Raw genomic sequence first — 22,914 nt, 5'->3', positions numbered from 1 at the left:
GGGCGCATCGCGGCGCCGGGCCGGGCGATCAGCGGTCGCCGGAGGGCTTGTTCAGGCTGCGCAGCAACGACCACGCCATCGCCCCCAGCACCAGCAGTCCCGAGCCGAGCGCCGCCCACAGCCAGGGACTGCGTCGCGCCGCGGGCGTCGCGGAAGCAGCGGCAGGCCCGGGCGCCGCTGCCGTGGAAGCGACGGCCGGCGGCGGTGCGGGCAGCGTGACCGTGGCCCGGCCGGGGGCTTGCTGGGCGATGCCCGCGCGCAAGGTCTTCAGGGCCGCGGCATTGGCGCTGTCCGCCGCCGCATCGTGCGCCGACGCCTGCCAACTGAGCACGAAGGGCGGCTGGCCCTGGGCCAGGAACTCCAGCACACGGGGCCGCGCGGCGAAGGACACCGTGGGCGGCCGCGTGCCCAGCGCCGCCATCGGGCCGCGGGTCTGCAGGCGCACGAAGGCGTGGGCCCCGCCGTCCAGCGCGACCGGCGCGGCATGGACCTCCCCGCCGCCCTGGTCGAGGCGGTAGACCACGGTGTCGGCCAGCCGCTGGACTTGCAGCGCACCGGCCGGCGCGTCGGCGCGGTCCCGGCCACCGCCGTGACGGAGCGCATCGAGCACATGGCGATGGCCACGTGCCTCCGCCGCGCCGGCCGGCGACAGCCCCGACACCTGGACCGGGGCCATCGTGTTGCGGTCGGCCAGGTGGATGCGCAGGCGCTGCAGCGGCAGCCCCGGGGGCGCGGGATAGTCGCAGAAGTCCGCGCCGCAACGGCTGGGCGCCACCGCCGCCGACCATTCCAGCGCCGGTGGCGCCGGCGCCGGCGTGCGCACGCTGTCGACCCAGGCCCGGGCGAGGGCGGGCGCCTGGACGCCGTCCCGCCAGCTCAGGCGCAGGAAGGACGCCCGCACCCGTCCCAGGTCGATGGCGAGGCGCTCGATCGACTGGCCGTCGCGCTGCAGGCGCACGAGCTGGTCGTCGGCGAGCAGGGGCTGCCACCGGCGCAGATCGTCGGACGTCTCGAGCGTAAAGGGGAAGATGCCTTGCGCGTCGCCGGCCAGCTCGAAGCGGATCCGCACCAGCGCGCCGTCGGCCCGGCGGCTGTCGATCACCCAGGCCTGCGCGGGGGCCGACGACAGCGCGGCGCTCGCTGCGGCGAGGGCCAGCGAGCCGTCGGGGCGCAGCTTGAGGCCGAGCAGGTCGGGGGCCGTGTCCGCGCGGGTCGGCAGCGGCAGCAGGGCAACCTCGTGCGACTCGACGCGCGGCCGGGCCTGCGGATCGTCCTCGGCATCCAGCCAGGCGAAGGGGACGGCCTGGCCCGCGGCATTGCGCACGCGCACATCCCGCAGGTCGCCGTCCGGCAGCAGCCCGTGGATGGCGGACGGCACGACCAAGCGGTAGAACGGGCCCGGTCCGTCCAGGGTCAGCGGCGCCTGCTGCTGGGCAACGGCGAGGCCGCCAGCCACCATGGCGAGGGCACCCAGGCCGAGGCGAAGCATGTCTTTCATGAGGTTGCCTTTCCGTCCCCGGCTGGTTCCCGTGCCGCCGGCACGGGTGCGAAGTAGCCCACCAGCAGCAGCAACGCCCCGACGCCGATGAAGGAGACGATGCGGAACAGCCCGCCATGGTTGGCCAGTTCCACGAAGAAGAGCTTGACCACCACCAGCCCCAGCAGCGCCGCGCCGCCGATCCACAGCGAACGCCGCCCGCGCCGGTTGCCGACCACCATGGACAGCACGCCCAGCAGCGCCCACAGGATCGACAGCGTGGCCTGCGCCAGCCACGACGCATACAGCGCGTCGGCCCGCCATGCCACGCCTGCGTAGTGGTGGCAGGCGCGCAGCGCCATGCCCGTCAGCAGGGCCAAGCCGGTCAACGCTGCCACGGGCTGCAGGAAGCGGGGCGGCTGCCGGACCGCCGAGCCGTCCGGCAAGGCCGCCCACCATCTCAGCAGGGCCAGCAGCACGAACCATTGGCCCAGTTCGAGCGGATTGAGCAGTGGCACGAAGGGCAGCGGCGTGGCGTCGCCGGGGCTGGCCACGTTGGTGACCCAGGCCCAGGCCAGCAGGCAGGCGGCGACCGGGGCCAGCGCGACCTCGACGTAGGTTCGCCGCTGCTCGTTCAACGGCCAGGCGCGTGCCAGCCCGGGGGCGCACAGCGCCCACAGCACCGCGGCGGGCACCAGCACCCAGCCCAGCAGGGACCAGCCGTCCAGCCCGTCCGGCAGGCCGCTCAGGCGGCCGAGTTGCCATTGGCCTTCGCGCGTGGCGAGCAGCAGGAAGAACCAGGCGCCGGCCAGGTGCCAGGGCGTCAGGTCGGCGGCCTCGCGCCAGCACCGCTGCAGGCGCAGCAGCGTCAGGTGCCACAGCAGTGCCAGGGGCCAGGCGAGCCAGCCCAGTGCGGCGAATGGCTGGTAGGGGCTGTCCAGGCCGCGGCTGTGCGCCACCGCCACCGCCGCCGACGCCATCAGGGCGGGCAGGGTGGCCAGTGTGGTCAGGCCGAGCTGCCGCCAGTCGCGGCGCACGGCGATCCATGTGGCCAGCGCGGAGGTCAGCAGGGTGACGCCCACCGTGGCGGATGCGCGGTAGGCGTCCTGCCCGTGGACGGCCAGCAGGCGCAGGATCTCGCCGTCCAGGGCCAGCAGCCAGCCCGCCAGCGCCGCCAGGGGCGCCGGCCACTGGACGAAGGGCGCTGCGGTCCAGGCATTGGCGACGGTGCCGGACTGCACGGGCTGCTGCGGATCGACGCGGTGCGCCGCCGCCACGCGATGCGCCGCGGCGCGCAGCCAGTCGCCCGCCGTGAGCGCCGTGAGCCCCAGGGCCAGCGGGGTCCAGAAGCCCAGGTGCGCGAACGCCCGCAAGCCGTCGCCTGCCTGGGCGGCGGAACCGGGACCGCCGGTGCCGAGGAACAGCAGCGCCGCCAGGGCGTAGAGGCCGGCGGCCATCGCCGCCAGGGGCGGATGGTCGCGCCGCAGCGCCAGGTGCATCACCAGCAGGGCCGTGAAGGGCCAGATCAGCGCGGCATGCCGCCAGTCCATGCCGAACAGCATGGCCAGGTGCAGCAGCGCCACGCCGGCCAGTACCGCGACGACCTGCGCCGGCGAGCGCGCGGGGGCGGCGGCCGGGCCGACGCCGCTCGGCTGCGCCTGGCCGGGCCACAGCGCCGGCAGGAGCAGCGCGGCCGCGACCAGCACGGCGGCGACCATGCCCTGCCAGCCGCCAGCCAGCGCGGCGGTGTCGGGCGCTCCCCATTGCACGGTCGCCAGGAAGGCCAGCACGGCCAGGGCCTGCAGGGCGCGGACGATGGGAAGCAGCGGCCGCAAGCCGAAGCGCCGGGCGACGGCGAACACCCCCACGGCCATCAGCCCCGTCGCGCTTGCTGCCCAGCGGGGGGCCAGCACCTGCCACGGCAGCATCGTCAGCGCCGCGACGCCCACCCAGGGCAGCGCTGCCCCCAGCCCCGCTTCCCAGCCGTCGGGCAGGGCGGCGCGCCGCAGGGCCCGCCACATGAACAGCGCGCCGGCGGCCACCATCAGCGGCCCGATCAGGCTGCCCTGGAGCAGGGCCGGCTGCGAGGCGTCGGCGATGCCGGTGTCCCGCAGCAGCTGGACGATGGCGCCGCCCAGCACCAGGAAGGCGAACAGGCGCGCATAGACCCGACCCTGGCGCTGGCCCAGCCAGTACATGCCCGCCGCCTCGATGGCCCAGGTGGCGCCGCTCCAGCGGCCTTCCAGCCCGAGCGGGATAGCCAGGTTGATGAAGATGACGCCCACGATGACGTAGGCCTCGGCCAGCAGGGCGAGCCCGCGCGGCTGGGTCGACAGGACGAGCCGCGCCAGGGCCAGGTAGAAGGCCGCGAAGCCGAGCGCCGCGAAGGCGGGCCCGAACGCGGCCTCCCGCACCATCGCGTACTGCAGGCCGAAGGCCGCCATCGGCAGACCGAAGGTGAGGGCGCTGTCTACCCGGCCGACGCGTCGAAGGGTGTCGGTGGCGCGCTGGACGAGCGGGGCGGCGTCCTCGGCCGGCATGTCGCGCAGCGTGCGCCGGGCGAACAGCAGGCCGATGAAGGCGAAGAGCAGGAAGAACACGACCAGGAATGCCTGGGTCACGCCGTAATCGGCGTCGCTGTAATTGCGGTGCGCCCATCCGCTGGCCAGCGTGAAGGTGCCGGCGAAGCCGATCAGGTTGAGCACCCGCCAGGCCTTGAAGTGCGCGATGGCGAAGATGCCGAGGTCGAGCACCAGCAGGTAGGCGAACAGGGGGGCGGGCGGGCTGCCGCCGGTCGATGCCAGCGCCGGGGCGGCAAAGCCTTCCAGCGCCGCCACGATGGCCAGGATCGGCGCGTTCTGCAGGACGGCCAGCGCCGCGCTCAGCACGGCCACGGCGAACAGGAAGCCGAGTCCCGGGGCCGGTGGCAGCAGCCCGTTCAGCTTCATCGCGGCCAGGGTCGTGAGGTAGAGCACGCCGATGCCGGCACCCTGGAGGATCAGGGCATAGGTCTGTCGGCGCAGCCGCAGGAGCCAGCCACCGACCAGCAGGCCGGTGCCCACCAGCGCGACGCCGGCGTAGCGCAGCTCGACCGGCACGGTGACGCGCTCGGCGGTGTAGCGCAGCAGGAAGGCCAGGCCAAGGAAGAGGATCAGCACGCCCAGCTTGACCAGCGTGTTGCCGCCGAAGATCAGCTTCGCCAGCGGGGTCGGCAAGCGGTCGCGCAGCGGCACCTGCACGGCGGGCGGGACGGCGGGGCGTGCGGGTTCGGCCGCGTCTTCCAGTGGCGCCACGGGGGGCTCGGCCACCATCGCCCGGGCGGTGGGGCGCGCCTGCGGCGCGGGTGCCGGCATCGCGGCGGGCACCGGGGCTGGCCCGGCGGCTTGCAGGGCGGGGGCATCGGCCTGCGCCGGTACGTTGGTCGAGGGGGATCGGGCCTCAGGCAGTGGCGCCACCGTCGTCGCGGCCGTGGCTGCGCGCGCAGGCACAGGCCTCGGCGGTGTGGCCACGGTGTCCGTCAGCGGCGGGGTCGGCCGCTGCTGCGCCGCCGTCGGCGCCTCGCCGCGGGCCTGCTCGAGCAGGCCCACGCGGTGCGTCAACTGGGTGACCTGCTGTTGAAGCTCGCGCACCTGGGCGCGCAGGGCCGCCTCCGAGACCGGCAGCGTCGCGGGCGCCGCTGCCGCCGCCGCACTCGCCTCCTTCTCCCGCAACCTGGCGCCGTAAGCGGCGCCCGCCGCGATGCCCAGCAGACCCAACCAGATCGCCGCCGTGAACGACTGGACGAGCATGCCCATCATCACGCCGGCGACCAGACCCATGAACCACATGACAAGCCCTCCCTTGTACTTTTCTGGAAAGTGTAAGAGGGCCCGGCGGGGCATCCTGGCGGGGGTGGCGCGCATAATTTACGCAAGCTATGACCCTGACCGAACTCAAATACATCGTCGCGGTGGCGCGCGAGCGGCATTTCGGCAAGGCGGCCGAGGCCTGCTACGTCTCCCAGCCCACGCTGTCGGTGGCGATCAAGAAGCTGGAAGACGAGCTCGAGGTGAAGCTCTTCGAGCGCAGCGCCGGCGAGGTGACGGTCACGCCCCTGGGCGAGCAGATCGTGCAGCAGGCCCAGTCGGTGCTCGACCAGGCCGCCACCATCAAGGAAATCGCCAAGCGCGGCAAGGACCCGCTTGCCGGCCCGCTGAACCTGGGCGTCATCTACACCATCGGGCCTTACCTGCTGCCGGACTTGGTGCGCCAGAACATCGCCCGCACGCCGCAGATGCCGCTGATGCTGCAGGAGAACTTCACCGCCAAGCTGCTGGAGATGCTGCGCGCCGGCGAGATCGACTGCGCCATCATGGCCGAGCCCTTTCCCGATTCCGGCCTGGCGATGGCCCAGCTCTACGACGAGCCCTTCCTGGCCGCCGTGCCGGCCCAGCATCCGCTGGCCGCGCGCGAATGGGTCAGCTCCGACGAGCTCAAGAACGAGACCATGCTGCTGCTGGGCACCGGCCACTGCTTCCGCGACCACGTGCTGGAGGTCTGCCCCGAATTCGCACGCTTCTCGAGCAATGCCGAGGGCATCCGCAAGAGCTTCGAGGGCTCGTCGCTGGAGACCATCAAGCACATGGTGGCGGCCGGCATGGGTGTAACCCTGGTGCCGCGCCTGTCGGTGCCGCCCGAGGCGCTCAAGCCGCGCAGCAAGGCCCGCAAGGACCTGGAGCCCATCGTGCGCTACGTGCCCGTGCGCGACGACCGCGACGGCACGCCGCCCTCGCGCCGCGTGGTGCTGGCCTGGCGCCGCAGCTTCACCCGCTACGAGGCCATCGCCGCGCTGCGCAACGCGATCTATGCCTGCGAATTGCCGGGCGTCAAACGTTTGTCCTGATGCGGCAATGGCCTGCATGGCGGGCCGCTATGTCTTCGATAGAGTCGGCCCTGTTGCCTCGCACGGGCCGGTCGGCCTAAGGTAGAGCCATCGCGCGCCGAGCGGCGCAGCGCTCGCCGCCGGCAGCGCACCGTTTTTCTTTCTCCATCCCTGTCACCAAAGGAATCCAGCATGGCCAAGCTTCCCAAGCCGCCCAAGAAGGACAAGAACCCCATCGTGGCCTCGGCGCCCGCCGCTTCGGCCGGCAACGTGCCCGACAAGGGCGGCGATCTGGTGGCGCCGGAATCCGGCGGCCGCAATGCGCCCATGATCAACATCGGCATCGACCGCCAGGACCGCGCTGCCATTGCCGAAGGCCTGTCGCGCGTGCTGGCCGACACCTACACGCTCTACCTCACGACCCACAACTTCCACTGGAACGTGACCGGTCCGCACTTCAACTCGCTGCACGCCATGTTCATGGCGCAGTACACGGAACTGTGGAACGCCACCGACGTGATTGCCGAGCGCATCCGTGCGCTGGGCCACTACGCGCCGGGCTCGTACGCCGAGTTCAGCAAGATCTCCACCGTGCCCGACGTGCCCCAGCAGCCGCCGCGTGCCATGGAGATGGTGCGCATCCTGGTCAAGGGCCATGAGACCGTCTCGCGCATCGCCCGCGAGTTCATTCCGGTGGCCGAGGAAGCCGGCGACGATCCGACGGCCGACATGCTCACCGCCCGCTGCACCGTGCACGACCAGACCGCCTGGATGCTGCGTTCGCTCCTGGAAGAGTGAGCAGCGCCATCGCCCCCAAGCCGCCCGCCCGCCGCGGGCGGCTTTCTCTTTATCTGGACTTGGTCCGCTGGGACCGGCCGGCCGGCTGGCTGCTGCTGCTGTGGCCCACGCTGGGCGCCCTGTGGTTCGCGGCGGGCGGATTCCCAGGCTGGCATTTGCTGGCCGTCTTCGTGCTCGGCACCATCCTCATGCGCAGCGCCGGCTGCTGCGTCAACGATGTCGCCGACCGCGACTTCGACCGCCACGTCAAGCGCACGGCGCAGCGGCCGGTGACCAGCGGCGCCGTCTCCACCCGGGAAGCGCTGGCCCTGGGCGCGGTGCTGGCACTGGCGGCCTTCGGCCTGGTGCTGACGACCAACCGGCCCACGGTGGCCTGGTCCTTCGGCGCGCTGGCCATCACGCTCGCCTATCCCTTCGCCAAGCGTGTCGTGTCGATGCCCCAGGCCGTCCTGGGCATCGCCTTCAGCATGGGCATCCCGATGGCCTTCAGCGCGGTGCGCGACGGGGCCGTGCCGATGCTGGCCGCCTGGCTGCTCCTGGGCAACCTGGGCTGGGTGCTGGCCTACGACACCGAATACGCCATGGTCGACCGCGACGACGATCTGCGCATCGGCATCAAGACCTCCGCCATCACGCTGGGCCGCTTCGATGTGGCGGTGGTGATGGCCTGCTACATGCTGTTCCTGGCGGTGTGGGGCTGGGCCGGGTTCGCGGCCGGACTCGGCTGGCCCTTCGCGCTGGGCCTGGTCGCGGCGGCCGGGCAGGCGCTGTGGCACTGGACGCTGATCCGCCACCGCACGCGGGAAGGGTGCTTTCGCGCCTTCCGGCACAACCACTGGCTGGGCTTCGCCGTCTTCGCAGGCGTGGTCGGGGGGCATGCCCTGCGCGCCTGACGCAGGTGGCGCTCGATTCGTCTCCGGTGCTGGATAGGTGGTTGACAGCCCTGGGAAAGCCTGCAATAATCGCCGGCTTCGCCCTAAAAAGCGAACTCTTTCCGCCCAGACGGACGCGTGCAACGAGCAAAGGCGCCATACGGCTTTTTTGTGCACGCCGACGACGGGCCCAAGACTGACCGAACAGGTTTCTCGCGCCGGCACACTGCCGGACGTCTGGCCTCAACGGTACAAGTTGGGAACTATTAGCAATGATCCAGACTGAATCCCGGCTCGAAGTGGCCGACAACACGGGTGCGAAGTCCGTCCTGTGCATCAAGGTGCTCGGCGGCTCCAAGCGTCGTTATGCGAGCGTCGGCGACGTCATCAAGGTGAGCGTCAAGGAAGCCGCGCCGCGCGGTCGCGTCAAGAAGGGCGAGATCTACAACGCCGTCGTGGTGCGCACCGCCAAGGGCATCCGTCGTGGCGACGGTTCGCTCGTCAAGTTCGACGGCAATGCCGCCGTCCTGCTCAACGCCAAGCTGGAGCCGATCGGCACCCGCATCTTCGGACCCGTGACGCGTGAACTGCGTACCGAGAAGTTCATGAAGATCGTTTCGCTGGCCCCCGAAGTTCTGTAAGAGGACAACGCCATGAACAAGATTCGCAAGGGCGACAAGATCATCGTGATCGCCGGCCGCGACAAGGGCAAGCAAGGCACCGTCAGCCTGCGCGCCGACGAGACCCACGTGGTCGTCGAGGGCGTGAACCTCGTCAAGAAGCACGCCAAGCCCAACCCCATGAAGGGCACGACCGGCGGCATCGTCGAGAAGGCCATGCCCATCCATCAATCCAACGTGGCCATCTTCAATGCCGCGACCGGCAAGGCCGACCGCGTGGGCATCAAGCTGGTGGACGGCAAGCGCGTGCGCGTCTTCAAGTCCAGCGGCGAAGAAATCAAGGCTGCCTGAGGTACACCATGGCCCGTCTGCAACAACACTACCGCGAAAAGATCGCTAAAGAACTGGCCGAGAAGTTCGGCTACAAGTCGCCGATGCAGGTCCCGCGCCTGACCAAGATCACGCTGAACATGGGCGTGAGTGAGGCCGTCGCCGACAAGAAGGTCATGGACCACGCCGTTGCCGATCTGACCAAGATCGCCGGCCAGAAGCCCGTCGTGACCAAGGCCAAGAAGGCCATCGCCGGCTTCAAGATCCGCGAAGGCCAGGCCATCGGCTGCATGGTCACCCTGCGCGGCGTGAAGATGTACGAGTTCCTGGACCGTTTCGTCACCGTGGCCCTGCCCCGCGTGCGTGACTTCCGCGGTATCTCCGGCCGTGCCTTCGATGGCCGCGGCAACTACAACATCGGCGTCAAGGAACAGATCATCTTCCCCGAGATCGAGTACGACAAGGTGGATGCGCTGCGTGGTCTGAACATCAGCATCACGACGACCGCCAAGTCCGACGAAGAAGCCAAGGCGCTGCTGCAGGGCTTCCGCTTCCCCTTCAAGAACTAAAGGTGACCCTGTGGCAAAAGTTGCTTTGATCCAGCGCGAACTCAAGCGCGACAAGCTGGCCGCCAAGTACGCCAAGAAGTACGACGAACTGAAGGCGACCGCCAACGACGCGAAGAAGAGCGACGAAGAGCGTGCCGCCGCCCGCCTGGCGCTGCAGAAGCTGCCGCGCAACGCGAACCCCACCCGCCAGCGCAACCGCTGCGAAATCACTGGCCGCCCCCGCGGCACCTTCCGCCAGTTCGGTCTGGCCCGTGCCAAGGTCCGCGAACTCGCCTTCGACGGCGAGATCCCCGGCGTCACCAAGGCCAGCTGGTAAGCCAGGCAGGAGCAAGAAACATGAGCATGAGTGATCCCATCGCCGACCTGCTGACGCGCATCCGCAATGCGCAGATGGTCGCGAAGCCCACCGTGTCGATCCCGTCTTCCAAGGTGAAGATCGCGATCGCCCAGGTGCTGAAGGACGAGGGCTACATCGACGGCTTCCAGGTCAAGACGGAAGACGGCAAGAGCAACCTCGAAATTACGCTGAAGTACTACGCCGGCCGCCCGGTGATCGAGCGCATCGAGCGCGTGAGCCGTCCCGGCCTGCGCGTCTACAAGGGTGCCGGCGCGATCCCCAAGGTCCAGAACGGTCTGGGCGTGGCCATCGTCACCACCCCGCAAGGCGTGATGACCGACCGCAAGGCCCGTGCGAACGGTGTCGGCGGCGAAGTGCTGTGCTACGTGGCCTAAGACGGAGGAACTGAACAATGTCCCGAGTCGGAAAAATGCCGATCACCGTCCCCGCAGGCGTGGACGTGCAGATCAAGGGCGACCAGATCAGCGTCAAGGGCGCTGGCGGCCAGCTGTCCATCCCGGCCAATGCGCTGGTGAAGGCGTCGGCCAACGACGGCAAGCTGACCTTCGCGCCTGTCGACGAGTCGCGTGAAGCGAACGCGATGAGCGGCACGGTGCGCCAGCTGGTCAACAACATGGTGCTGGGCGTGAGCAAGGGCTTCGAGAAGAAGCTGACGCTGGTGGGCGTGGGCTACAAGGCCGCTGCCCAGGGCACCAAGCTGAACCTGGCCGTGGGCTACTCGCACCCGGTCAACATCGAGATGCCTGCCGGCATCACCGTTGCCACCCCCACCCCCACGGAAATCGTGATCAAGGGTGCCGACCGCCAGCGCGTCGGCCAGGTGGCTGCCGAGATCCGCGCGGTCCGCTCTCCCGAGCCCTACAAGGGCAAGGGCATCCGCTATGCGGACGAGAAGATCGTGATCAAGGAAACGAAGAAGAAGTAAGAGGCTGCATGATGTTGACCAAAAAGGAACAGCGCCTGCGCCGCGCCCGTCAGACCCGCATCCGCATTGCCACGCAAGGCGTCGCGCGTCTGATGGTGAACCGCACCAACCTGCACATCTACGCCACCGTCATCTCCGGCGACGGCGCCAAGGTGCTGGCCACGGCCTCCACGGCCGAAGCCGAAGTTCGTGCTTCGCTCGGCGGTGCCGGCAAGGGCGGCAACGCCGCTGCCGCTGCCACCATCGGCAAGCGCATCGCCGAGAAGGCCAAGGCCGCCGGCGTCGAGAAGGTTGCCTTCGACCGTGCGGGCTTCGCCTACCACGGCCGTGTCAAGGCGCTCGCCGAAGCCGCCCGCGAGGCCGGCCTGCAGTTCTAAGCGCCCGCGCAGAACAGGAAATCAAGATGGCAAAGATTCAGGCAAGAACGCAGAACGAAGGTCCCGAGGACGGTCTGCGCGAGAAGATGATCTCGATCAACCGCGTCACCAAGGTGGTGAAGGGTGGTCGGATCCTGGGTTTCGCAGCACTGACCGTGGTCGGTGACGGCGACGGCCGCGTCGGCATGGGCAAGGGCAAGTCGAAGGAAGTGCCCGCCGCCGTGCAGAAGGCGATGGAAGAAGCCCGCCGCAACCTCATGAAGGTGTCGATCAAGAACGGCACCCTGCACCATCAGGTCACCGGCCACCATGGCGCCTCCACCGTGATGATGTCCCCGGCCCCCAAGGGTACCGGCATCATCGCCGGCGGCCCGATGCGTGCCGTGTTCGAAGTGATGGGCATCACCGACGTCGTGGCCAAGAGCCATGGCTCGTCGAATCCCTACAACATGGTCCGCGCCACGCTCGACGCGCTGAAGAACTCGACCACGCCGTCCGAAGTCGCTGCCAAGCGCGGCCTGACGGTCGAAGAGATCTTCGCCTGAGCAGGAGAGACGCAATGACGACGCAACAACAGACCGTCAAGGTCCAGCTGGTTCGCAGCCCCATCGGCACGAAGCAGTCGCACCGCGCGACCGTGCGTGGCCTGGGCCTGCGCAAGCTCAACAGCGTGAGCGAGCTGCAGGACACGCCCGCCGTGCGCGGCATGATCAACAAGATCGCCTACCTGGTGAAGGTGCTCTGACATGGAACTCAACAGCATCCAACCCGCAGCAGGCGCGAAGCACGCCAAGCGCCGCGTCGGCCGCGGCATCGGCTCCGGCCTGGGCAAGACCGCAGGTCGTGGCCACAAGGGCCAGAAGTCGCGTTCCGGCGGCTACCACAAGGTCGGCTTCGAAGGCGGCCAGATGCCGCTGCAGCGCCGCCTGCCCAAGCGCGGCTTCAAGTCGGCTTCGCTGAAGTTCAACGCCGAGGTCACCCTCGCCGCGCTGGAGCAGCTGGGCCTGGCCGAAGTCGACGTCCTGGCACTGAAGCAAGCCGGCCTGGTGGGCCAGCTGGCCAAGGTGGTCAAGGTCATCAAGGCCGGTGAACTGACGAAGTCCGTCAAGCTGACGGGCATCGGCGCCACCGCGGGTGCCAAGGCAGCCATCGAGGCGGCCGGCGGCTCCGTCGCCTGATTCCGACGCGAAAGCAAGGCAGCACAGTGGCAACCAACGCGGCAACGCTCGCGAAGACCGGCAAGTTCGGCGACCTGCGTCGCCGGCTGGTCTTTCTGCTGCTCGCCCTTGTGGTGTACCGCATCGGCGCGCACATCCCGGTCCCCGGCATCAACCCGGACCAGCTGGCTCAGCTGTTCCAGGGCCAGCAGGGCGGCATCCTGAGCCTGTTCAACATGTTCTCGGGCGGTGCGCTGTCGCGCTTCACGGTCTTCGCGCTGGGGATCATGCCGTACATCTCGGCATCGATCATCATGCAGCTGATGACCTATGTCCTTCCCTCCTTCGAGCAATTGAAGAAGGAAGGCGAGGCGGGTCGCCGCAAGATCACGCAGTACACCCGCTATGGCGCGCTGGGTCTGGCACTGTTCCAGTCCTTCAGCATCGCCGTGGCGCTGGAGGCATCTGCCGGTCTGGTGGTGTCGCCTGGCTTCGGCTTCCGGTTCACCGCGATGGTGAGTCTGACCGCCGGCTCCATGTTCCTCATGTGGCTGGGCGAACAGATCACCGAGCGTGGCCTGGGCAACGGCATCTCGATCATCATCTTCGCCGGTATCGCCGCGGGCCTGCCCAATGCGATCGGTGGACTGCTGGAGCTGGTGCGTACCGGCGCCATGAGCGTGATCGTGGCCCTGTTCATCGTGGCGCTGGTCGTGCTGGTCACTTACTTCGTGGTGTTCGTGGAACGCGGGCAGCGCAAGATCCTGGTGAACTATGCGCGCCGTCAGGTGGGCAACAAGGTCTACGGTGGCCAGGCGTCGCACCTGCCGCTGAAGCTGAACATGGCTGGCGTGATCCCCCCGATCTTCGCCTCGTCCATCATCCTGCTGCCGGCGACGGTGGTGGGCTGGTTCAGCACCGGCGACAGCATGCGCTGGCTCAAGGACATCGCTTCGGCGCTGGCCCCGGGACAGCCGATCTACACGCTGCTGTACGCAGCAGCGATCGTGTTCTTCTGCTTCTTCTACACGGCGCTCGTGTTCAACAGCCGCGAGACTGCCGACAACCTGAAGAAGAGCGGTGCGTTCATCCCCGGGATCCGTCCTGGCGACCAGACCGCCCGCTACATCGACAAGATCCTGCTGCGTCTGACGCTGGCCGGCGCGGTGTACATCACCTTCGTCTGCCTGCTGCCGGAGTTCCTGATCCTGAAGTACAACGTGCCGTTCTATTTCGGCGGCACCTCGTTGCTGATCCTGGTTGTCGTGACGATGGACTTCATGGCCCAGGTGCAGAACTACCTGATGTCGCAGCAGTACGAATCGCTGCTCAAGAAGGCCAACTTCAAGACAACGTTGGGTGGTTGAACGCAAGGTCGAGTGAACGCCCTGCCGCGACGAGCCGGGCACGCACATCGTGTTTCGGGCGTCCTAGGGTCGCCACAGTAAGAGTTAGGAGAAATCAAATGAGAGTTTCGGCATCGGTCAAGCCCATCTGCCGCAATTGCAAGGTCATCCGCCGCAAGGGTGTGGTGCGCGTGATCTGCACCGACCCGCGCCACAAGCAGCGCCAGGGTTGATTCGAGAGTTCTAGAGGACGCACATGGCACGTATCGCTGGCATCAACATCCCGCCGCACAAGCACGCCGAGATCGGCCTGACGGCGATCTTCGGCATCGGCCGCACCCGCGCTCGCAAGATCTGCGAAGCCTGCGGCATCGACTACGCCAAGAAGATCAAGGACCTGACGGACGCCGATCTCGAAAAGATCCGCGACCAGATCGCCCAATTCACCATCGAAGGCGATCTTCGTCGTGAAACCACGATGAACATCAAGCGCCTGATGGACATCGGCTGCTACCGCGGCTTCCGCCACCGTCGCGGCCTGCCGATGCGTGGTCAGCGCACGCGCACCAATGCCCGCACCCGCAAGGGTCCGCGCAAGGCTGCCCAGGCCCTGAAGAAGTAAAGAGAGAACAGCATGGCTAAAGCTCCTGCCAACAACGCCGCACAGCGTGTGCGCAAGAAGGTCCGCAAGAACGTTGCGGACGGCATTGCGCACGTGCATGCATCGTTCAACAACACGATCATCACCATCACCGACCGCCAGGGCAACGCCCTGTCGTGGGCTTCCTCCGGTGGCCAGGGCTTCAAGGGTTCGCGCAAGTCGACGCCCTTCGCCGCCCAGGTGGCTTCCGAAGTGGCCGGCCGCGCTGCGGTCGAGCAGGGCATCAAGAACCTGGACGTCGAGATCAAGGGCCCCGGCCCGGGTCGCGAGTCCTCGGTGCGCGCCCTGGCCGCACTGGGCATCCGCATCACGTCGATCTCCGACGTGACGCCGGTGCCGCACAACGGCTGCCGTCCCCAGAAGCGTCGCCGCATCTGAGGCGAGGCCGGATGCGCAGACCGCCTCCGGGCGGCCTGCGCGTTTTTGCGTTTCCGTTTCGCTTTCCGCTTTTCTCAAGCCCACCGCCATCGACCGACTCGACTGATGGCTCCCGCGGCAGCCCTGCCGTGGCAGATACACCAAGGAAAATACCGTGGCACGTTACCTCGGCCCCAAGGCCAAGCTCTCCCGCCGTGAAGGCACCGACCTGTTCCTGAAGAGCGCCCGCCGCTCCATCGCGGACAAGGCCAAGTTCGACTCCAAGCCCGGCCAGCACGGCCGCACCTCGGGCCAGCGCACCTCCGACTTCGGCCTGCAGCTGCGCGAGAAGCAGAAGGTCAAGCGCATGTACGGCGTGCTGGAAAAGCAGTTCCGCCGCTACTTCGCCGAAGCCGACCGCCGCAAGGGCAACACCGGCGCCAACCTGCTGTCGCTGCTCGAGTGCCGCCTGGACAACGTCGTCTACCGCATGGGCTTCGGCTCGACCCGTGCCGAAGCGCGCCAGCTGGTGTCGCACAAGGCGATCACGGTGAACGGCCAGTCGGTCAACATCCCGTCGTACCTGGTCAAGGCCGGCGACGTGGTGGCCGTGCGCGAAAAGTCCAAGAAGCAGGCCCGCATCATCGAGGCGCTGCAACTGGCCCAGCAGGTCGGCATTCCGGGCTGGGTGGAAGTGAGCATCGACAAGGCCGAAGGCACCTTCAAGAAGGCGCCGGACCGCGACGAATTCGGCGCCGACATCAACGAATCGCTGATCGTGGAACTCTACTCGCGCTAAGCGAGTACTTCGGAGACCAACCGGGTGGCTGCACGGCTGCCCGGTTCTTGCAGTTTTTGTTCCCCCCTGGAGGCATCCGGGGTGGGCACTCCACCAGCCTTACCGGTGTAACGAGCCGGGGGTATTGAGAGGAAGTCCGCATGCAAACCACCCTGCTGAAACCCAAGACCATCCAGGTCGAGCAACTGGCCGCCAACAAGGCGAAGGTCACGCTCGAGCCTTTCGAGCGCGGCTACGGCCACACGCTCGGCAACGCGCTGCGCCGCGTTCTGCTGTCGTCGATGGTGGGGTATGCAGCCACGGAAGTGACGATCGCCGGCGTGCTGCACGAGTACTCGTCGATCGACGGCGTCCAGGAAGACGTCGTGAACATCCTGCTCAACCTGAAGGGCGTGGTGTTCAAACTGCACAACCGTGACGAAGTCACGCTGAGCCTGCGCAAGGAAGGCGAAGGCCCGGTCACGGCCGCCGACATCCAGACGCCGCACGACGTCGAGATCATCAATCCCGAGCACGTCATCGCCCACCTGTCGCAAGGCGGCAAGCTGGACATGCAGATCAAGGTCGAGAAGGGCCGCGGCTACGTGCCGGGCACGATGCGCCGCTATGCGGACGAGCCGACCAAGTCGATCGGCCGCATCGTCCTCGACGCCTCGTTCTCGCCCGTCAAGCGCGTGAGCTACACCGTCGAGAGCGCCCGCGTCGAGCAGCGTACCGACCTGGACAAGCTGCTGGTCGAGATCGAGACGAACGGTGCGATCACCGCCGAAGACGCCGTGCGCGCCTCGGCCAAGATCCTGGTCGAGCAGCTGGCCGTGTTCGCGCAGCTGGAAGGCGGCGAGCTGACCGGCATGTTCGAGCAGCCTGCCCAGCGCAGCGCCCAGCAGTTCGACCCGATCCTGCTGCGCCCCGTCGACGAGCTGGAACTGACCGTGCGTTCGGCCAACTGCCTGAAGGCCGAGAACATCTACTACATCGGCGACCTGATCCAGCGCACCGAGAACGAGCTGCTCAAGACCCCGAACCTGGGCCGCAAGTCGCTCAACGAAATCAAGGAAGTGCTCGCCTCGCGCGGCCTGACCCTTGGCATGAAGCTCGAGAGCTGGCCGCCGGCCGGCCTCGACAAGCGCTGAGGAGCCTCCGGGCTTCTCGCTCCACGGGGCAGTACCTGATCCGGCTGCCCCGATCAACTAAAGTCAAAAGGAAATTACCATGCGTCACGGCCTCGGTCTTCGCAAACTCAACCGCACCAGCTCGCACCGCCTCGCGATGCTGCGCAACATGTCCAACTCGCTGATCGAGCACGAAGCCATCAAGACGACCGTGCCCAAGGCGAAGGAACTGCGCCGCGTCGTCGAGCCGCTGATCACGCTGGCCAAGAACCCCACCGTCGCCAACAAGCGCCTGGCCTTCGACCGCCTGCGCAACCGCGACAACGTGGTCAAGCTGTTCAACGAACTGGGCCCGCGCTACCAGTCGCGTCCGGGCGGCTACACCCGCATCCTGAAGATGGGTTTCCGCGTTGGCGACAACGCGCCCATGGCGCTGGTCGAACTGGTCGACCGTCCGGAAATTTCGGACGAAAAAGACGTGCAAACGTCGCAAGACTGACATATAATCTATTCTTCGACGCGCGATGGAGCAGTCTGGTAGCTCGTTGGGCTCATAACCCAAAGGTCGGAGGTTCAAATCCTCCTCGCGCAACCAAATTCAAGGGCCTTCTTCGGAAGGCCCTTTTTTCGTTTGGCCGGCGCTTTGCCGGCGCTTTGCCGGCGCTTTGCCGGCGCTTTGCCGGCGCTTTGCCGGCGCTTTGCCGGCGCTCGCCCGGCCCTTGCGTCGGGTCCAGGTTGGGGCCAGCGCGCACGATGTCCCATCGATGCCGAGGCGCGCCGAGCGCCCCGCGCCCACGACGATGGGATCAGGCGCGGAACGCGCCGCCTGCAAGACCCCACGGCTTGCTGCAGAATCTCCTGCCATGCAGAGCCTGGTTCAGAAGATCGAGTCCCAACTCGTTTCGCTCCCGATTCCTGTATCGCTTCGGCTGCCCGACGGCCATCGCATCGACACCCCAGGTGCCAAGGTGCGACTCGGCTTCTCGAGCTGGCCGGGCCTGGCCAAGTTGGCCGCACGGCAGATCGGCAGTGTGGGCGAGGACTATGTCGAAGGCCGCGTGGAGATCGAAGGCTCCATGCGCGACCTCATGGCCGCGGCCGCGGCGCTCATGCCCGGCAATCCGGTGGAAAGCGACACCGGCTGGTGGACGCGGCTGCTGCGATCGGCCAAGTCGCGCGGTTCGCACACCTTGCGGCGCGATGCCGAGCAGATCCAGTTCCATTACGACGTCTCCGACGATTTCTATGCGCTGTGGCTGGACCCGCGGCGCGTCTATTCCTGCGCCTATTTCCGCGAGGAGACGATGACGCTGGCCCAGGCGCAGGAGGCCAAGCTCGACCACATCTGCCGCAAGCTGAGGCTCCAGCCCGGCGAGCGCTTCCTGGACATCGGCTCGGGCTGGGGCGGGCTTCTGCTGTGGGCGGCCGAGCACTACGGCGTAGACGCCACCGGCATCACGCTGTCGAAGAACCAGCATGCGCATGTCGAGCGGCTGATCCACGAGCGCGGGCTGAGTGACCGCGTTCGCGTGCGGCTGATGGATTACCGCGAGCTGGCGGCAGAGCAGCCCTTCGACAAGATCTCGTCCGTGGGCATGTTCGAGCACGTGGGCAGCGCCAACATGGCCCTGTACTTCCAGGACGTGCACAAGCTGCTGGCCCCCGGCGGCCTGACGCTGCAGCACGGCATCACGTCGGGCCAGCTGGACTACCGGCAACTGGGCGCCGGCATGGGCGACTTCATCGAGAAGTACATCTTCCCCGGGGGTGAGTTGCTGCACGTGACCACCGTGCTGCGCGAGACGGCCCATGCCGGCCTCGAGATGGTGGACACGGAGAACCTGCGGCCGCATTACGCCCGCACGCTCTGGGCCTGGTCGGACGCGCTGGAGGCGCAGCTCGACAAGGCCCGCGAGGTGCTGGAATCGACCGCCGGGCCGGAGCGCGGCGGGCGTATCCTCCGGGCCTACCGCCTGTACCTGGCAGGTTCCGCCATGAGTTTCGAGCAGGGCTGGATCGCGCTGCACCAGATGCTCTCGGCCCGACCGGATGGCAAGATTTCGTCCCACGCCATGCGCGGTGCGCAGTCGCTATACCCCTTCTCGCGCGACTACATGTATGCGCCGCGGCAGGACGGGCACTGAGCAGCCCGTGCGGAACCCGGGGCGCGCGCGCAGGTCACAACAACAAACAAGTGCGAAAAAAGGAGTTGCCGCATGCTGTACCGTTTCAAGTCCCAGGCCTCGGCCGACGTGGTGATGCTCGAGCCGAGCGCGCGCCATCTGCTGGAGATCATCGGCAAGTCCCCCGGCGCCCAGGGCGTCATCACGGTCGACCAGATGCCGGGCGCGATTTCGGCGCTGGAAGCGGCGGTGGCCAACGAGGCCAAGATGGCCCACCACGGCACCCATGATGCGCATGCGATGGAAGAGCACGACGCCAAGTCGGAGATCCAGCATGTGTCGCTGCATCAGCGCGCGACGCCGCTGATCCACATGCTTCGCGAGTCGCACGACGAGGGCAAGGACATCGTCTGGGGCACCTGACGCGCGCCTAGACCGTCCGGACCGATCCAACGACGAAGGCCGCATGCACTGCATGCGGCCTTTTTTCGTGAGCGCGGGCGGCGACGGTGTCGGCAGCAGGGCCGGGGAAGCCACCGGCTTGCCGCACCGGCACGCAGGCCCACCAGCGGTCACGCAAGGCGGGCCGCTGCGCGCACCGTCCCGGTCAGTCCACCTTCGCGCCCGAGGTCTTCACCACCTGCGCCCACTTCGCATGCTCGCGCTCGATGTGCTGGGCGAAGGCGGCCGGCGTGTTGCCGCCGGGGATGGCGCCCTGGGCGAGCATCTTCTCCTTGACCGCGGCGGTGGCCAGCGACTTGGCCACCTCCTGCTGGATGCGCTGGACGATTTCCGGCGGCGTGCCGGCCGGCGCCAGCAGGCCGAACCACGAGCTGGCCTCGAAGCCCTTGAGCGCCGGCCCGCCGGCTTCCTCGACCGTGGGCACGTCGGGCAGGGCGGCCGAGCGCTGGCTGCTGGTCACGGCCAGCGCCTTGAGCTTGCCGGCCTTGATTTGCTGCATGGAGGAGGGCAGGTTGTCGAACATCACGTCGGCGTTGCCGGCCACCATGTCGAGCAGGGCCGGCCCCGAGCCCTTGTACGGGATGTGCGTCATGAAGGTGCCGGTCATGCTCTTGAACAGCTCGCCCGCCAGATGGATCGAGGTGCCGCTGCCGCTGGAAGCCATGTTGAGCTGGCCCGGATGGGCCCGGGCGTAGCGGATGAAGTCCTGCACGTTCTGGATGCCGTACTGCCTGGCCTTGTCCGTGTTCATCTCCATCACGTTGGGCACCGAGGCCACGAGCGTGATCGGCACGAAGTCCTTGATCGGGTCGTAGGGCAGCTTGGGGTAGAGCGCGCGGTTGATGCCATGCGTGCCCACGGTGCCCATCAGCAGCGTGTAGCCGTCGGGCGCCGAGCGCGCGACGATCTCCGCGCCCACGTTGCCGCCGGCGCCGGCGCGGTTGTCCACGATGAACGGCTGGCCGAAGGCCTTGGAGAGTTCGGGCGCGACGGCGCGGGCCAGGATGTCGGTGGTGCCGCCCGGCGCGAAAGGCACGACGATGCGCACCGTCTTGTTCGGCCAGGCCTCCTGCGCGTGGGCGTGGGCACCGAGGCCGAGGCCTGCGGCCGCCAGTGCGGCGGCGATCAGGGTGCGGCGGCGCGGGATGGAATGCATGCTGGGGAGTCTCCTTGTCTTGCCGGATGGTGTGGCTGCGCGACAGCTGCGCGTTGCCTGGATGCGGCGGCAGGGCCGGTCGGGGCCGGGCTGCGCCTTCCCCTGCTTGTACCTGCGGCCACGGCACTGGCCGAAGAGTGAAAACCCCTTTGCGGCCGCTGATGCCGGGCCGGTGGCGGCGGGCCGGCCGCACAATACCGCCCTTTCGTCCGTCGCCCCCCCCCCACGTTCCTGCGTCGGGGGTGCCCCGCGCCTGCTCTCCCGTCCGATGACCGCCGCTCCCGTCCTGCGCCTCGCCTGCCGCCTGCTGATCGCCGCCCTGTTCGTGTCCTCGGCCGCCGGCTGCGTGGATGGCTACCCGACCGAGGACGTGATGGCCCTGGATGCGATGAGCCCCGCTGACCATGTGAAGGCCCTCAACCGGCGCCTGGCCGAAGGCGGCGGCGAGTCCGCCACGGTGGCGCTGGATGCGGACTGCCGGCTGAGTGCCGACGGCACCGCGGCGGCGCCGGCCATGCCGCTCGCCCAGATGGGCGTGCGCTTCGACACGGACGCCGACAGCGGCCGCTACCTGGTGCTGGTGAACGAGGCGCCGCAGCAGCCGCCCCGCCTGGTCTTCGAGGTCAAGGACTGGGTGGCGGCCGTGGCCTTCCGTTCGCACCTGCAGCAGTTGCAGCGCTTGTGCACGACGCCGACGGCGGCGGGCTGAGGCGGCCGCCGCGCGGCGCCGGCGTGCCGCGCCACCGGGCGCCGCGTCCCGGTCTGCCGCCGCGCCGGGCCGCTGCCGCCCCGTATCAGTCCAGCAACCGCCGCGCAGCCGCGGCAATGGCCTCGGCGTCGACGCGCGACTGCGCCTCCAGCACCGGCGCATAGCCCACCGGAATGCGTGGTGCGCCCAAGCGGGCGATGCGGCAGCCGGTCGCCTCGGCCGCGGTGGCGGCGATCTCGGCGCCGAAGCCGGCCGCCTGCACCGCCTCGTGCACCACCAGCAGCCGGCCGGTGCGGCCACAGCTTTCCAGCACCGTCTCGCGGTCCCAGGGCCACAGGGTGCGCAGGTCGATCAGGTCCACGCCGATGCCGGCCTCGGCCAGCCGGCCGCAGGCCTCGTCGCAGACCTGCACCTGGCGGCTCCAGCTCACCAGCGTCAGCGCATCGCCGCGGCGGCGCAGCGCCGCGCGGCCCAGCGGCAGCGACAGGCCGGGGTCGACCTGCCCGCGCATGCCCCAGAGCGTCTTGTGCTCGATGTAGACCACCGGGTCGCCGCAGTCCAGGGCGGCACGCAGCAGCGCATGGTTGTCCTGCGGCGTCGAGGGGCAGACCACGACCACGCCCGGCAGGTGGGCGAACCAGGCTTCGAGCGACTGCGAATGCTGCGCGGCCGAGGCGTCCCAGATGCCGCCGGGCATGCGCGCCACCAGCGGCACGCGGCCTTGGCCGCCGAACATGAAGCGGTTCTTGGCCGCCTGGTTGACCAGCTCGTCCATGCCGCACAGCGCGAAGTCGACCACGCGCATCTCGACCACCGGCTTGAGGCCCGCCAGGGCCATGCCCACGCCGGCGCCCATGATGGCGGCCTCGCTGATCGGCGTGTCGATCACGCGCTGCGTGCCGAAGCGCTGCTGCAGGCCCTGGTACTGGCCGAAGATGCCGCCGCGGCCCACGTCCTCGCCGAGCACGACCACGCGCGCGTCCTGCGCCATGGCGTCGCCGAGCGCCTGGGCGGCAGCCTGGGCGTAGCTCCAGTTCTGCTCCGAGCCCGCGGCGGCGTCCGCGGTGGGTTGGCCGGTCATCGCCATTGACCGGCTCCGGTGGTCTGGACGTCGGTGAAGGCGGCGGCGGCCTCGGGCCAGGGCGCGGCATCGGCGGCATCCAGCGCGGCCTGGACCTCGTCCAGCGCCGCGCGTTCGATGGCGGCCAGCACGGAGTCGGCCACGCCGTCGTCCAGCAGCCGCTGGCGGGCGCGGGCGATGGGGTCGGTCTGCAGCGCCGCGGCCAGCTCCTGCGGATCGCGGTAGGCCGCCGGGTCCACCGACACGTGGCCCTTCACGCGGTAGGTCACGGCATGCAGCAGGCGCGGCCCCTGGCCGGCGCGCACCTCGGCCACCAGGCGCCGGGCGGCCTCGTGCACGGCGAAGACGTCGTTGCCGTCGACCGGCGTGGCCGGAATGCCCAGGGCCACCGCGCGCGCCGAGGCGCCTTCGCCGGCGGTCATGGGGCCGCTGGCGGTGGTGGCGCTCCAGCGGTTGTCCTCGCACACGAAGAGCACCGGCAGGCGGTAGACCTGCGCCCAGTTCAGCGCCTCCAGGAAGGGCCCACGGTTGATGGCGCCGTCGCCGAAGAAGCAGACGGTGATGTCGTCGCCCGGCGCCGCGCCGTCCCGGCCGCCACGCAGCTTCTGCGCATGGGCCGCGCCGACGGCGATGGGCAGCCCGGCAGCCACCACGCCGTTGGCGCCGAGCATGCCGACGGAGAAGTCGGCGATGTGCATGGAGCCACCTTTGCCGCCGTTGAAGCCGGTGGCCTTGCCGAACAGCTCGGCCATCATGCGCGCCAG

The 22,914-nt window shown here is 68.9% G+C and carries 28 protein-coding genes and 1 tRNA gene; 24 read left to right on the top strand and 5 right to left on the bottom strand.

Annotated features, from left to right (window positions below; all coding sequences use genetic code 11):
- Positions 1-28: 28 nt before the first annotated feature.
- Together NS331_RS10025 and NS331_RS10020 are read right to left on the bottom strand one after the other, a co-directional pair.
- Positions 29-1,498, bottom strand: coding sequence for a DUF3999 family protein (locus NS331_RS10025; RefSeq protein WP_058641851.1), 1,470 nt, complete (start codon positions 1,496-1,498; stop codon positions 29-31).
- Positions 1,495-5,304, bottom strand: coding sequence for a DUF2339 domain-containing protein (locus NS331_RS10020; protein WP_058641850.1), 3,810 nt, complete (start codon positions 5,302-5,304; stop codon positions 1,495-1,497). Before NS331_RS10020 ends, NS331_RS10025 begins: the two co-directional genes overlap by 4 nt.
- 89 nt (positions 5,305-5,393) lie before the next feature.
- Between NS331_RS10020 and NS331_RS10015 the strand changes: the two genes are divergently transcribed.
- The 23 genes from NS331_RS10015 (at position 5,394) to NS331_RS09910 (ending at position 19,165) form a co-directional block, all read left to right on the top strand.
- Positions 5,394-6,359, top strand: a complete 966-nt coding sequence (locus tag NS331_RS10015; protein WP_058641849.1) for a LysR substrate-binding domain-containing protein — start codon at positions 5,394-5,396, stop codon at positions 6,357-6,359.
- Between the two features lie 171 nt (positions 6,360-6,530).
- The gene (locus tag NS331_RS10010) at positions 6,531-7,136 is read left to right on the top strand and encodes a Dps family protein (protein WP_082702378.1); all 606 of its coding nucleotides are present in this window, start codon (positions 6,531-6,533) and stop codon (positions 7,134-7,136) included.
- The gene (gene ubiA, locus NS331_RS10005; RefSeq protein WP_058641848.1) at positions 7,133-8,029 is read left to right on the top strand and encodes a 4-hydroxybenzoate octaprenyltransferase; all 897 of its coding nucleotides are present in this window, start codon (positions 7,133-7,135) and stop codon (positions 8,027-8,029) included. Before NS331_RS10010 ends, ubiA begins: the two co-directional genes overlap by 4 nt.
- 251 nt (positions 8,030-8,280) lie before the next feature.
- Complete coding sequence (gene rplN / locus NS331_RS10000) at positions 8,281-8,649, top strand: 50S ribosomal protein L14 (RefSeq protein ID WP_017760917.1); 369 nt, start codon at positions 8,281-8,283, stop codon at positions 8,647-8,649.
- Between the two features lie 12 nt (positions 8,650-8,661).
- Positions 8,662-8,979 carry a 50S ribosomal protein L24 gene (rplX, locus tag NS331_RS09995; RefSeq protein WP_058641847.1) on the top strand — a complete coding sequence of 106 codons (318 nt, stop codon included), beginning with the start codon at positions 8,662-8,664 and terminating at the stop codon, positions 8,977-8,979.
- 8 nt (positions 8,980-8,987) lie between these two features.
- Complete coding sequence (rplE, locus tag NS331_RS09990) at positions 8,988-9,527, top strand: 50S ribosomal protein L5 (protein ID WP_058641846.1); 540 nt, start codon at positions 8,988-8,990, stop codon at positions 9,525-9,527.
- 10 nt (positions 9,528-9,537) lie between these two features.
- Positions 9,538-9,843 (top strand): 30S ribosomal protein S14, encoded by a 306-nt coding sequence (rpsN, locus tag NS331_RS09985; protein WP_043117682.1) that lies wholly within the window; start codon positions 9,538-9,540, stop codon positions 9,841-9,843.
- Positions 9,844-9,863: 20 nt separating this feature from the next.
- Positions 9,864-10,259 (top strand): 30S ribosomal protein S8, encoded by a 396-nt coding sequence (gene rpsH / locus NS331_RS09980; protein WP_058641845.1) that lies wholly within the window; start codon positions 9,864-9,866, stop codon positions 10,257-10,259.
- Between the two features lie 17 nt (positions 10,260-10,276).
- Positions 10,277-10,810, top strand: coding sequence for a 50S ribosomal protein L6 (gene rplF, locus NS331_RS09975; RefSeq protein ID WP_058641844.1), 534 nt, complete (start codon positions 10,277-10,279; stop codon positions 10,808-10,810).
- 11 nt (positions 10,811-10,821) lie between these two features.
- Positions 10,822-11,187 carry a 50S ribosomal protein L18 gene (gene rplR, locus NS331_RS09970; RefSeq protein ID WP_058641858.1) on the top strand — a complete coding sequence of 122 codons (366 nt, stop codon included), beginning with the start codon at positions 10,822-10,824 and terminating at the stop codon, positions 11,185-11,187.
- Between the two features lie 26 nt (positions 11,188-11,213).
- Complete coding sequence (gene rpsE / locus NS331_RS09965; RefSeq protein WP_058641843.1) at positions 11,214-11,732, top strand: 30S ribosomal protein S5; 519 nt, start codon at positions 11,214-11,216, stop codon at positions 11,730-11,732.
- Positions 11,733-11,746: 14 nt separating this feature from the next.
- A complete protein-coding gene (rpmD, locus tag NS331_RS09960) occupies positions 11,747-11,932 on the top strand; it encodes a 50S ribosomal protein L30 (protein WP_017760909.1) in 186 nt (61 codons plus the stop codon).
- A gap of 1 nt (position 11,933) precedes the next feature.
- The gene (gene rplO, locus NS331_RS09955; protein WP_058641842.1) at positions 11,934-12,365 is read left to right on the top strand and encodes a 50S ribosomal protein L15; all 432 of its coding nucleotides are present in this window, start codon (positions 11,934-11,936) and stop codon (positions 12,363-12,365) included.
- Positions 12,366-12,391: 26 nt separating this feature from the next.
- Positions 12,392-13,711: a preprotein translocase subunit SecY gene (gene secY / locus NS331_RS09950; RefSeq protein ID WP_058641841.1), complete on the top strand. Its 1,320-nt coding sequence runs from the start codon at positions 12,392-12,394 to the stop codon at positions 13,709-13,711.
- 98 nt (positions 13,712-13,809) lie between these two features.
- Positions 13,810-13,923 (top strand): 50S ribosomal protein L36, encoded by a 114-nt coding sequence (rpmJ, locus tag NS331_RS25475; RefSeq protein ID WP_017760906.1) that lies wholly within the window; start codon positions 13,810-13,812, stop codon positions 13,921-13,923.
- A gap of 23 nt (positions 13,924-13,946) precedes the next feature.
- On the top strand, positions 13,947-14,312 hold the full coding sequence (gene rpsM / locus NS331_RS09945; RefSeq protein ID WP_017760905.1) for a 30S ribosomal protein S13: 366 nt from the start codon (positions 13,947-13,949) through the stop codon (positions 14,310-14,312).
- A 12-nt stretch (positions 14,313-14,324) separates the two neighbouring features.
- Positions 14,325-14,729 carry a 30S ribosomal protein S11 gene (gene rpsK, locus NS331_RS09940; RefSeq protein WP_017760904.1) on the top strand — a complete coding sequence of 135 codons (405 nt, stop codon included), beginning with the start codon at positions 14,325-14,327 and terminating at the stop codon, positions 14,727-14,729.
- A 154-nt stretch (positions 14,730-14,883) separates the two neighbouring features.
- Positions 14,884-15,507, top strand: a complete 624-nt coding sequence (rpsD, locus tag NS331_RS09935) for a 30S ribosomal protein S4 (protein ID WP_017758444.1) — start codon at positions 14,884-14,886, stop codon at positions 15,505-15,507.
- 140 nt (positions 15,508-15,647) lie between these two features.
- Complete coding sequence (locus NS331_RS09930; RefSeq protein ID WP_017758445.1) at positions 15,648-16,640, top strand: DNA-directed RNA polymerase subunit alpha; 993 nt, start codon at positions 15,648-15,650, stop codon at positions 16,638-16,640.
- 79 nt (positions 16,641-16,719) lie between these two features.
- Positions 16,720-17,118 (top strand): 50S ribosomal protein L17, encoded by a 399-nt coding sequence (rplQ, locus tag NS331_RS09925; protein ID WP_058641840.1) that lies wholly within the window; start codon positions 16,720-16,722, stop codon positions 17,116-17,118.
- Positions 17,119-17,137: 19 nt separating this feature from the next.
- Positions 17,138-17,214 (top strand) — tRNA-Met (locus tag NS331_RS09920).
- A 268-nt stretch (positions 17,215-17,482) separates the two neighbouring features.
- Positions 17,483-18,763 (top strand): class I SAM-dependent methyltransferase, encoded by a 1,281-nt coding sequence (locus NS331_RS09915; protein ID WP_058641839.1) that lies wholly within the window; start codon positions 17,483-17,485, stop codon positions 18,761-18,763.
- Positions 18,764-18,835: 72 nt separating this feature from the next.
- Positions 18,836-19,165, top strand: coding sequence for a DUF1840 domain-containing protein (locus tag NS331_RS09910; protein ID WP_058641838.1), 330 nt, complete (start codon positions 18,836-18,838; stop codon positions 19,163-19,165).
- A gap of 184 nt (positions 19,166-19,349) precedes the next feature.
- Here NS331_RS09910 and NS331_RS09905 read toward each other — a convergent pair whose 3' ends face one another.
- Entirely contained in the window at positions 19,350-20,360 is a 1,011-nt protein-coding gene (locus NS331_RS09905) for a Bug family tripartite tricarboxylate transporter substrate binding protein (RefSeq protein ID WP_058641837.1), read from the bottom strand.
- A gap of 268 nt (positions 20,361-20,628) precedes the next feature.
- Here NS331_RS09905 and NS331_RS09900 point away from each other — a divergent pair, with 268 nt between their 5' ends.
- Positions 20,629-21,069: a hypothetical protein gene (locus NS331_RS09900; RefSeq protein WP_058641836.1), complete on the top strand. Its 441-nt coding sequence runs from the start codon at positions 20,629-20,631 to the stop codon at positions 21,067-21,069.
- Between the two features lie 85 nt (positions 21,070-21,154).
- On the opposite strand, the gene NS331_RS09895 is transcribed toward NS331_RS09900, so the two are convergent.
- The gene (locus NS331_RS09895; protein WP_058641857.1) at positions 21,155-22,150 is read right to left on the bottom strand and encodes an alpha-ketoacid dehydrogenase subunit beta; all 996 of its coding nucleotides are present in this window, start codon (positions 22,148-22,150) and stop codon (positions 21,155-21,157) included.
- Positions 22,147-22,914: thiamine pyrophosphate-dependent dehydrogenase E1 component subunit alpha (locus tag NS331_RS09890; RefSeq protein WP_058641835.1), on the bottom strand; the 768-nt coding region annotated here is incomplete at its 5' end. The genes NS331_RS09895 and NS331_RS09890, both read right to left, overlap by 4 nt.

Origin of the sequence: Pseudacidovorax intermedius (assembly GCF_001476815.1) — a bacterium.
Taxonomy (GTDB): domain Bacteria; phylum Pseudomonadota; class Gammaproteobacteria; order Burkholderiales; family Burkholderiaceae_C; genus Xenophilus; species Xenophilus intermedius_A.
The sequence above is the reverse complement of the archived record's forward strand: the minus strand, read 5'-3'. Positions and strand labels throughout refer to the sequence as shown.

What these genes read in the sequence shown, in the direction of transcription:
- NS331_RS10025 (WP_058641851.1), bottom strand. Translation starts at nt 1,498, where the DNA reads ATGAAAGACATGCTTCGCCTCGGCCTGGGTGCCCTCGCCATGGTGGCT.
- NS331_RS10020 (WP_058641850.1), bottom strand. Translation starts at nt 5,304, where the DNA reads ATGTGGTTCATGGGTCTGGTCGCCGGCGTGATGATGGGCATGCTCGTC.
- NS331_RS10015 (WP_058641849.1), top strand. Translation starts at nt 5,394, where the DNA reads ATGACCCTGACCGAACTCAAATACATCGTCGCGGTGGCGCGCGAGCGG.
- NS331_RS10010 (WP_082702378.1), top strand. Translation starts at nt 6,531, where the DNA reads ATGGCCAAGCTTCCCAAGCCGCCCAAGAAGGACAAGAACCCCATCGTG.
- rplN (WP_017760917.1), top strand. Translation starts at nt 8,281, where the DNA reads ATGATCCAGACTGAATCCCGGCTCGAAGTGGCCGACAACACGGGTGCG.
- rplX (WP_058641847.1), top strand. Translation starts at nt 8,662, where the DNA reads ATGAACAAGATTCGCAAGGGCGACAAGATCATCGTGATCGCCGGCCGC.
- rplE (WP_058641846.1), top strand. Translation starts at nt 8,988, where the DNA reads ATGGCCCGTCTGCAACAACACTACCGCGAAAAGATCGCTAAAGAACTG.
- rpsH (WP_058641845.1), top strand. Translation starts at nt 9,864, where the DNA reads ATGAGCATGAGTGATCCCATCGCCGACCTGCTGACGCGCATCCGCAAT.
- rplF (WP_058641844.1), top strand. Translation starts at nt 10,277, where the DNA reads ATGTCCCGAGTCGGAAAAATGCCGATCACCGTCCCCGCAGGCGTGGAC.
- rplR (WP_058641858.1), top strand. Translation starts at nt 10,822, where the DNA reads ATGTTGACCAAAAAGGAACAGCGCCTGCGCCGCGCCCGTCAGACCCGC.
- rpsE (WP_058641843.1), top strand. Translation starts at nt 11,214, where the DNA reads ATGGCAAAGATTCAGGCAAGAACGCAGAACGAAGGTCCCGAGGACGGT.
- rpmD (WP_017760909.1), top strand. Translation starts at nt 11,747, where the DNA reads ATGACGACGCAACAACAGACCGTCAAGGTCCAGCTGGTTCGCAGCCCC.
- rplO (WP_058641842.1), top strand. Translation starts at nt 11,934, where the DNA reads ATGGAACTCAACAGCATCCAACCCGCAGCAGGCGCGAAGCACGCCAAG.
- rpmJ (WP_017760906.1), top strand. Translation starts at nt 13,810, where the DNA reads ATGAGAGTTTCGGCATCGGTCAAGCCCATCTGCCGCAATTGCAAGGTC.
- rpsM (WP_017760905.1), top strand. Translation starts at nt 13,947, where the DNA reads ATGGCACGTATCGCTGGCATCAACATCCCGCCGCACAAGCACGCCGAG.
- rpsK (WP_017760904.1), top strand. Translation starts at nt 14,325, where the DNA reads ATGGCTAAAGCTCCTGCCAACAACGCCGCACAGCGTGTGCGCAAGAAG.
- NS331_RS09930 (WP_017758445.1), top strand. Translation starts at nt 15,648, where the DNA reads ATGCAAACCACCCTGCTGAAACCCAAGACCATCCAGGTCGAGCAACTG.
- rplQ (WP_058641840.1), top strand. Translation starts at nt 16,720, where the DNA reads ATGCGTCACGGCCTCGGTCTTCGCAAACTCAACCGCACCAGCTCGCAC.
- NS331_RS09915 (WP_058641839.1), top strand. Translation starts at nt 17,483, where the DNA reads ATGCAGAGCCTGGTTCAGAAGATCGAGTCCCAACTCGTTTCGCTCCCG.
- NS331_RS09910 (WP_058641838.1), top strand. Translation starts at nt 18,836, where the DNA reads ATGCTGTACCGTTTCAAGTCCCAGGCCTCGGCCGACGTGGTGATGCTC.
- NS331_RS09905 (WP_058641837.1), bottom strand. Translation starts at nt 20,360, where the DNA reads ATGCATTCCATCCCGCGCCGCCGCACCCTGATCGCCGCCGCACTGGCG.
- NS331_RS09900 (WP_058641836.1), top strand. Translation starts at nt 20,629, where the DNA reads ATGACCGCCGCTCCCGTCCTGCGCCTCGCCTGCCGCCTGCTGATCGCC.
- NS331_RS09895 (WP_058641857.1), bottom strand. Translation starts at nt 22,150, where the DNA reads ATGACCGGCCAACCCACCGCGGACGCCGCCGCGGGCTCGGAGCAGAAC.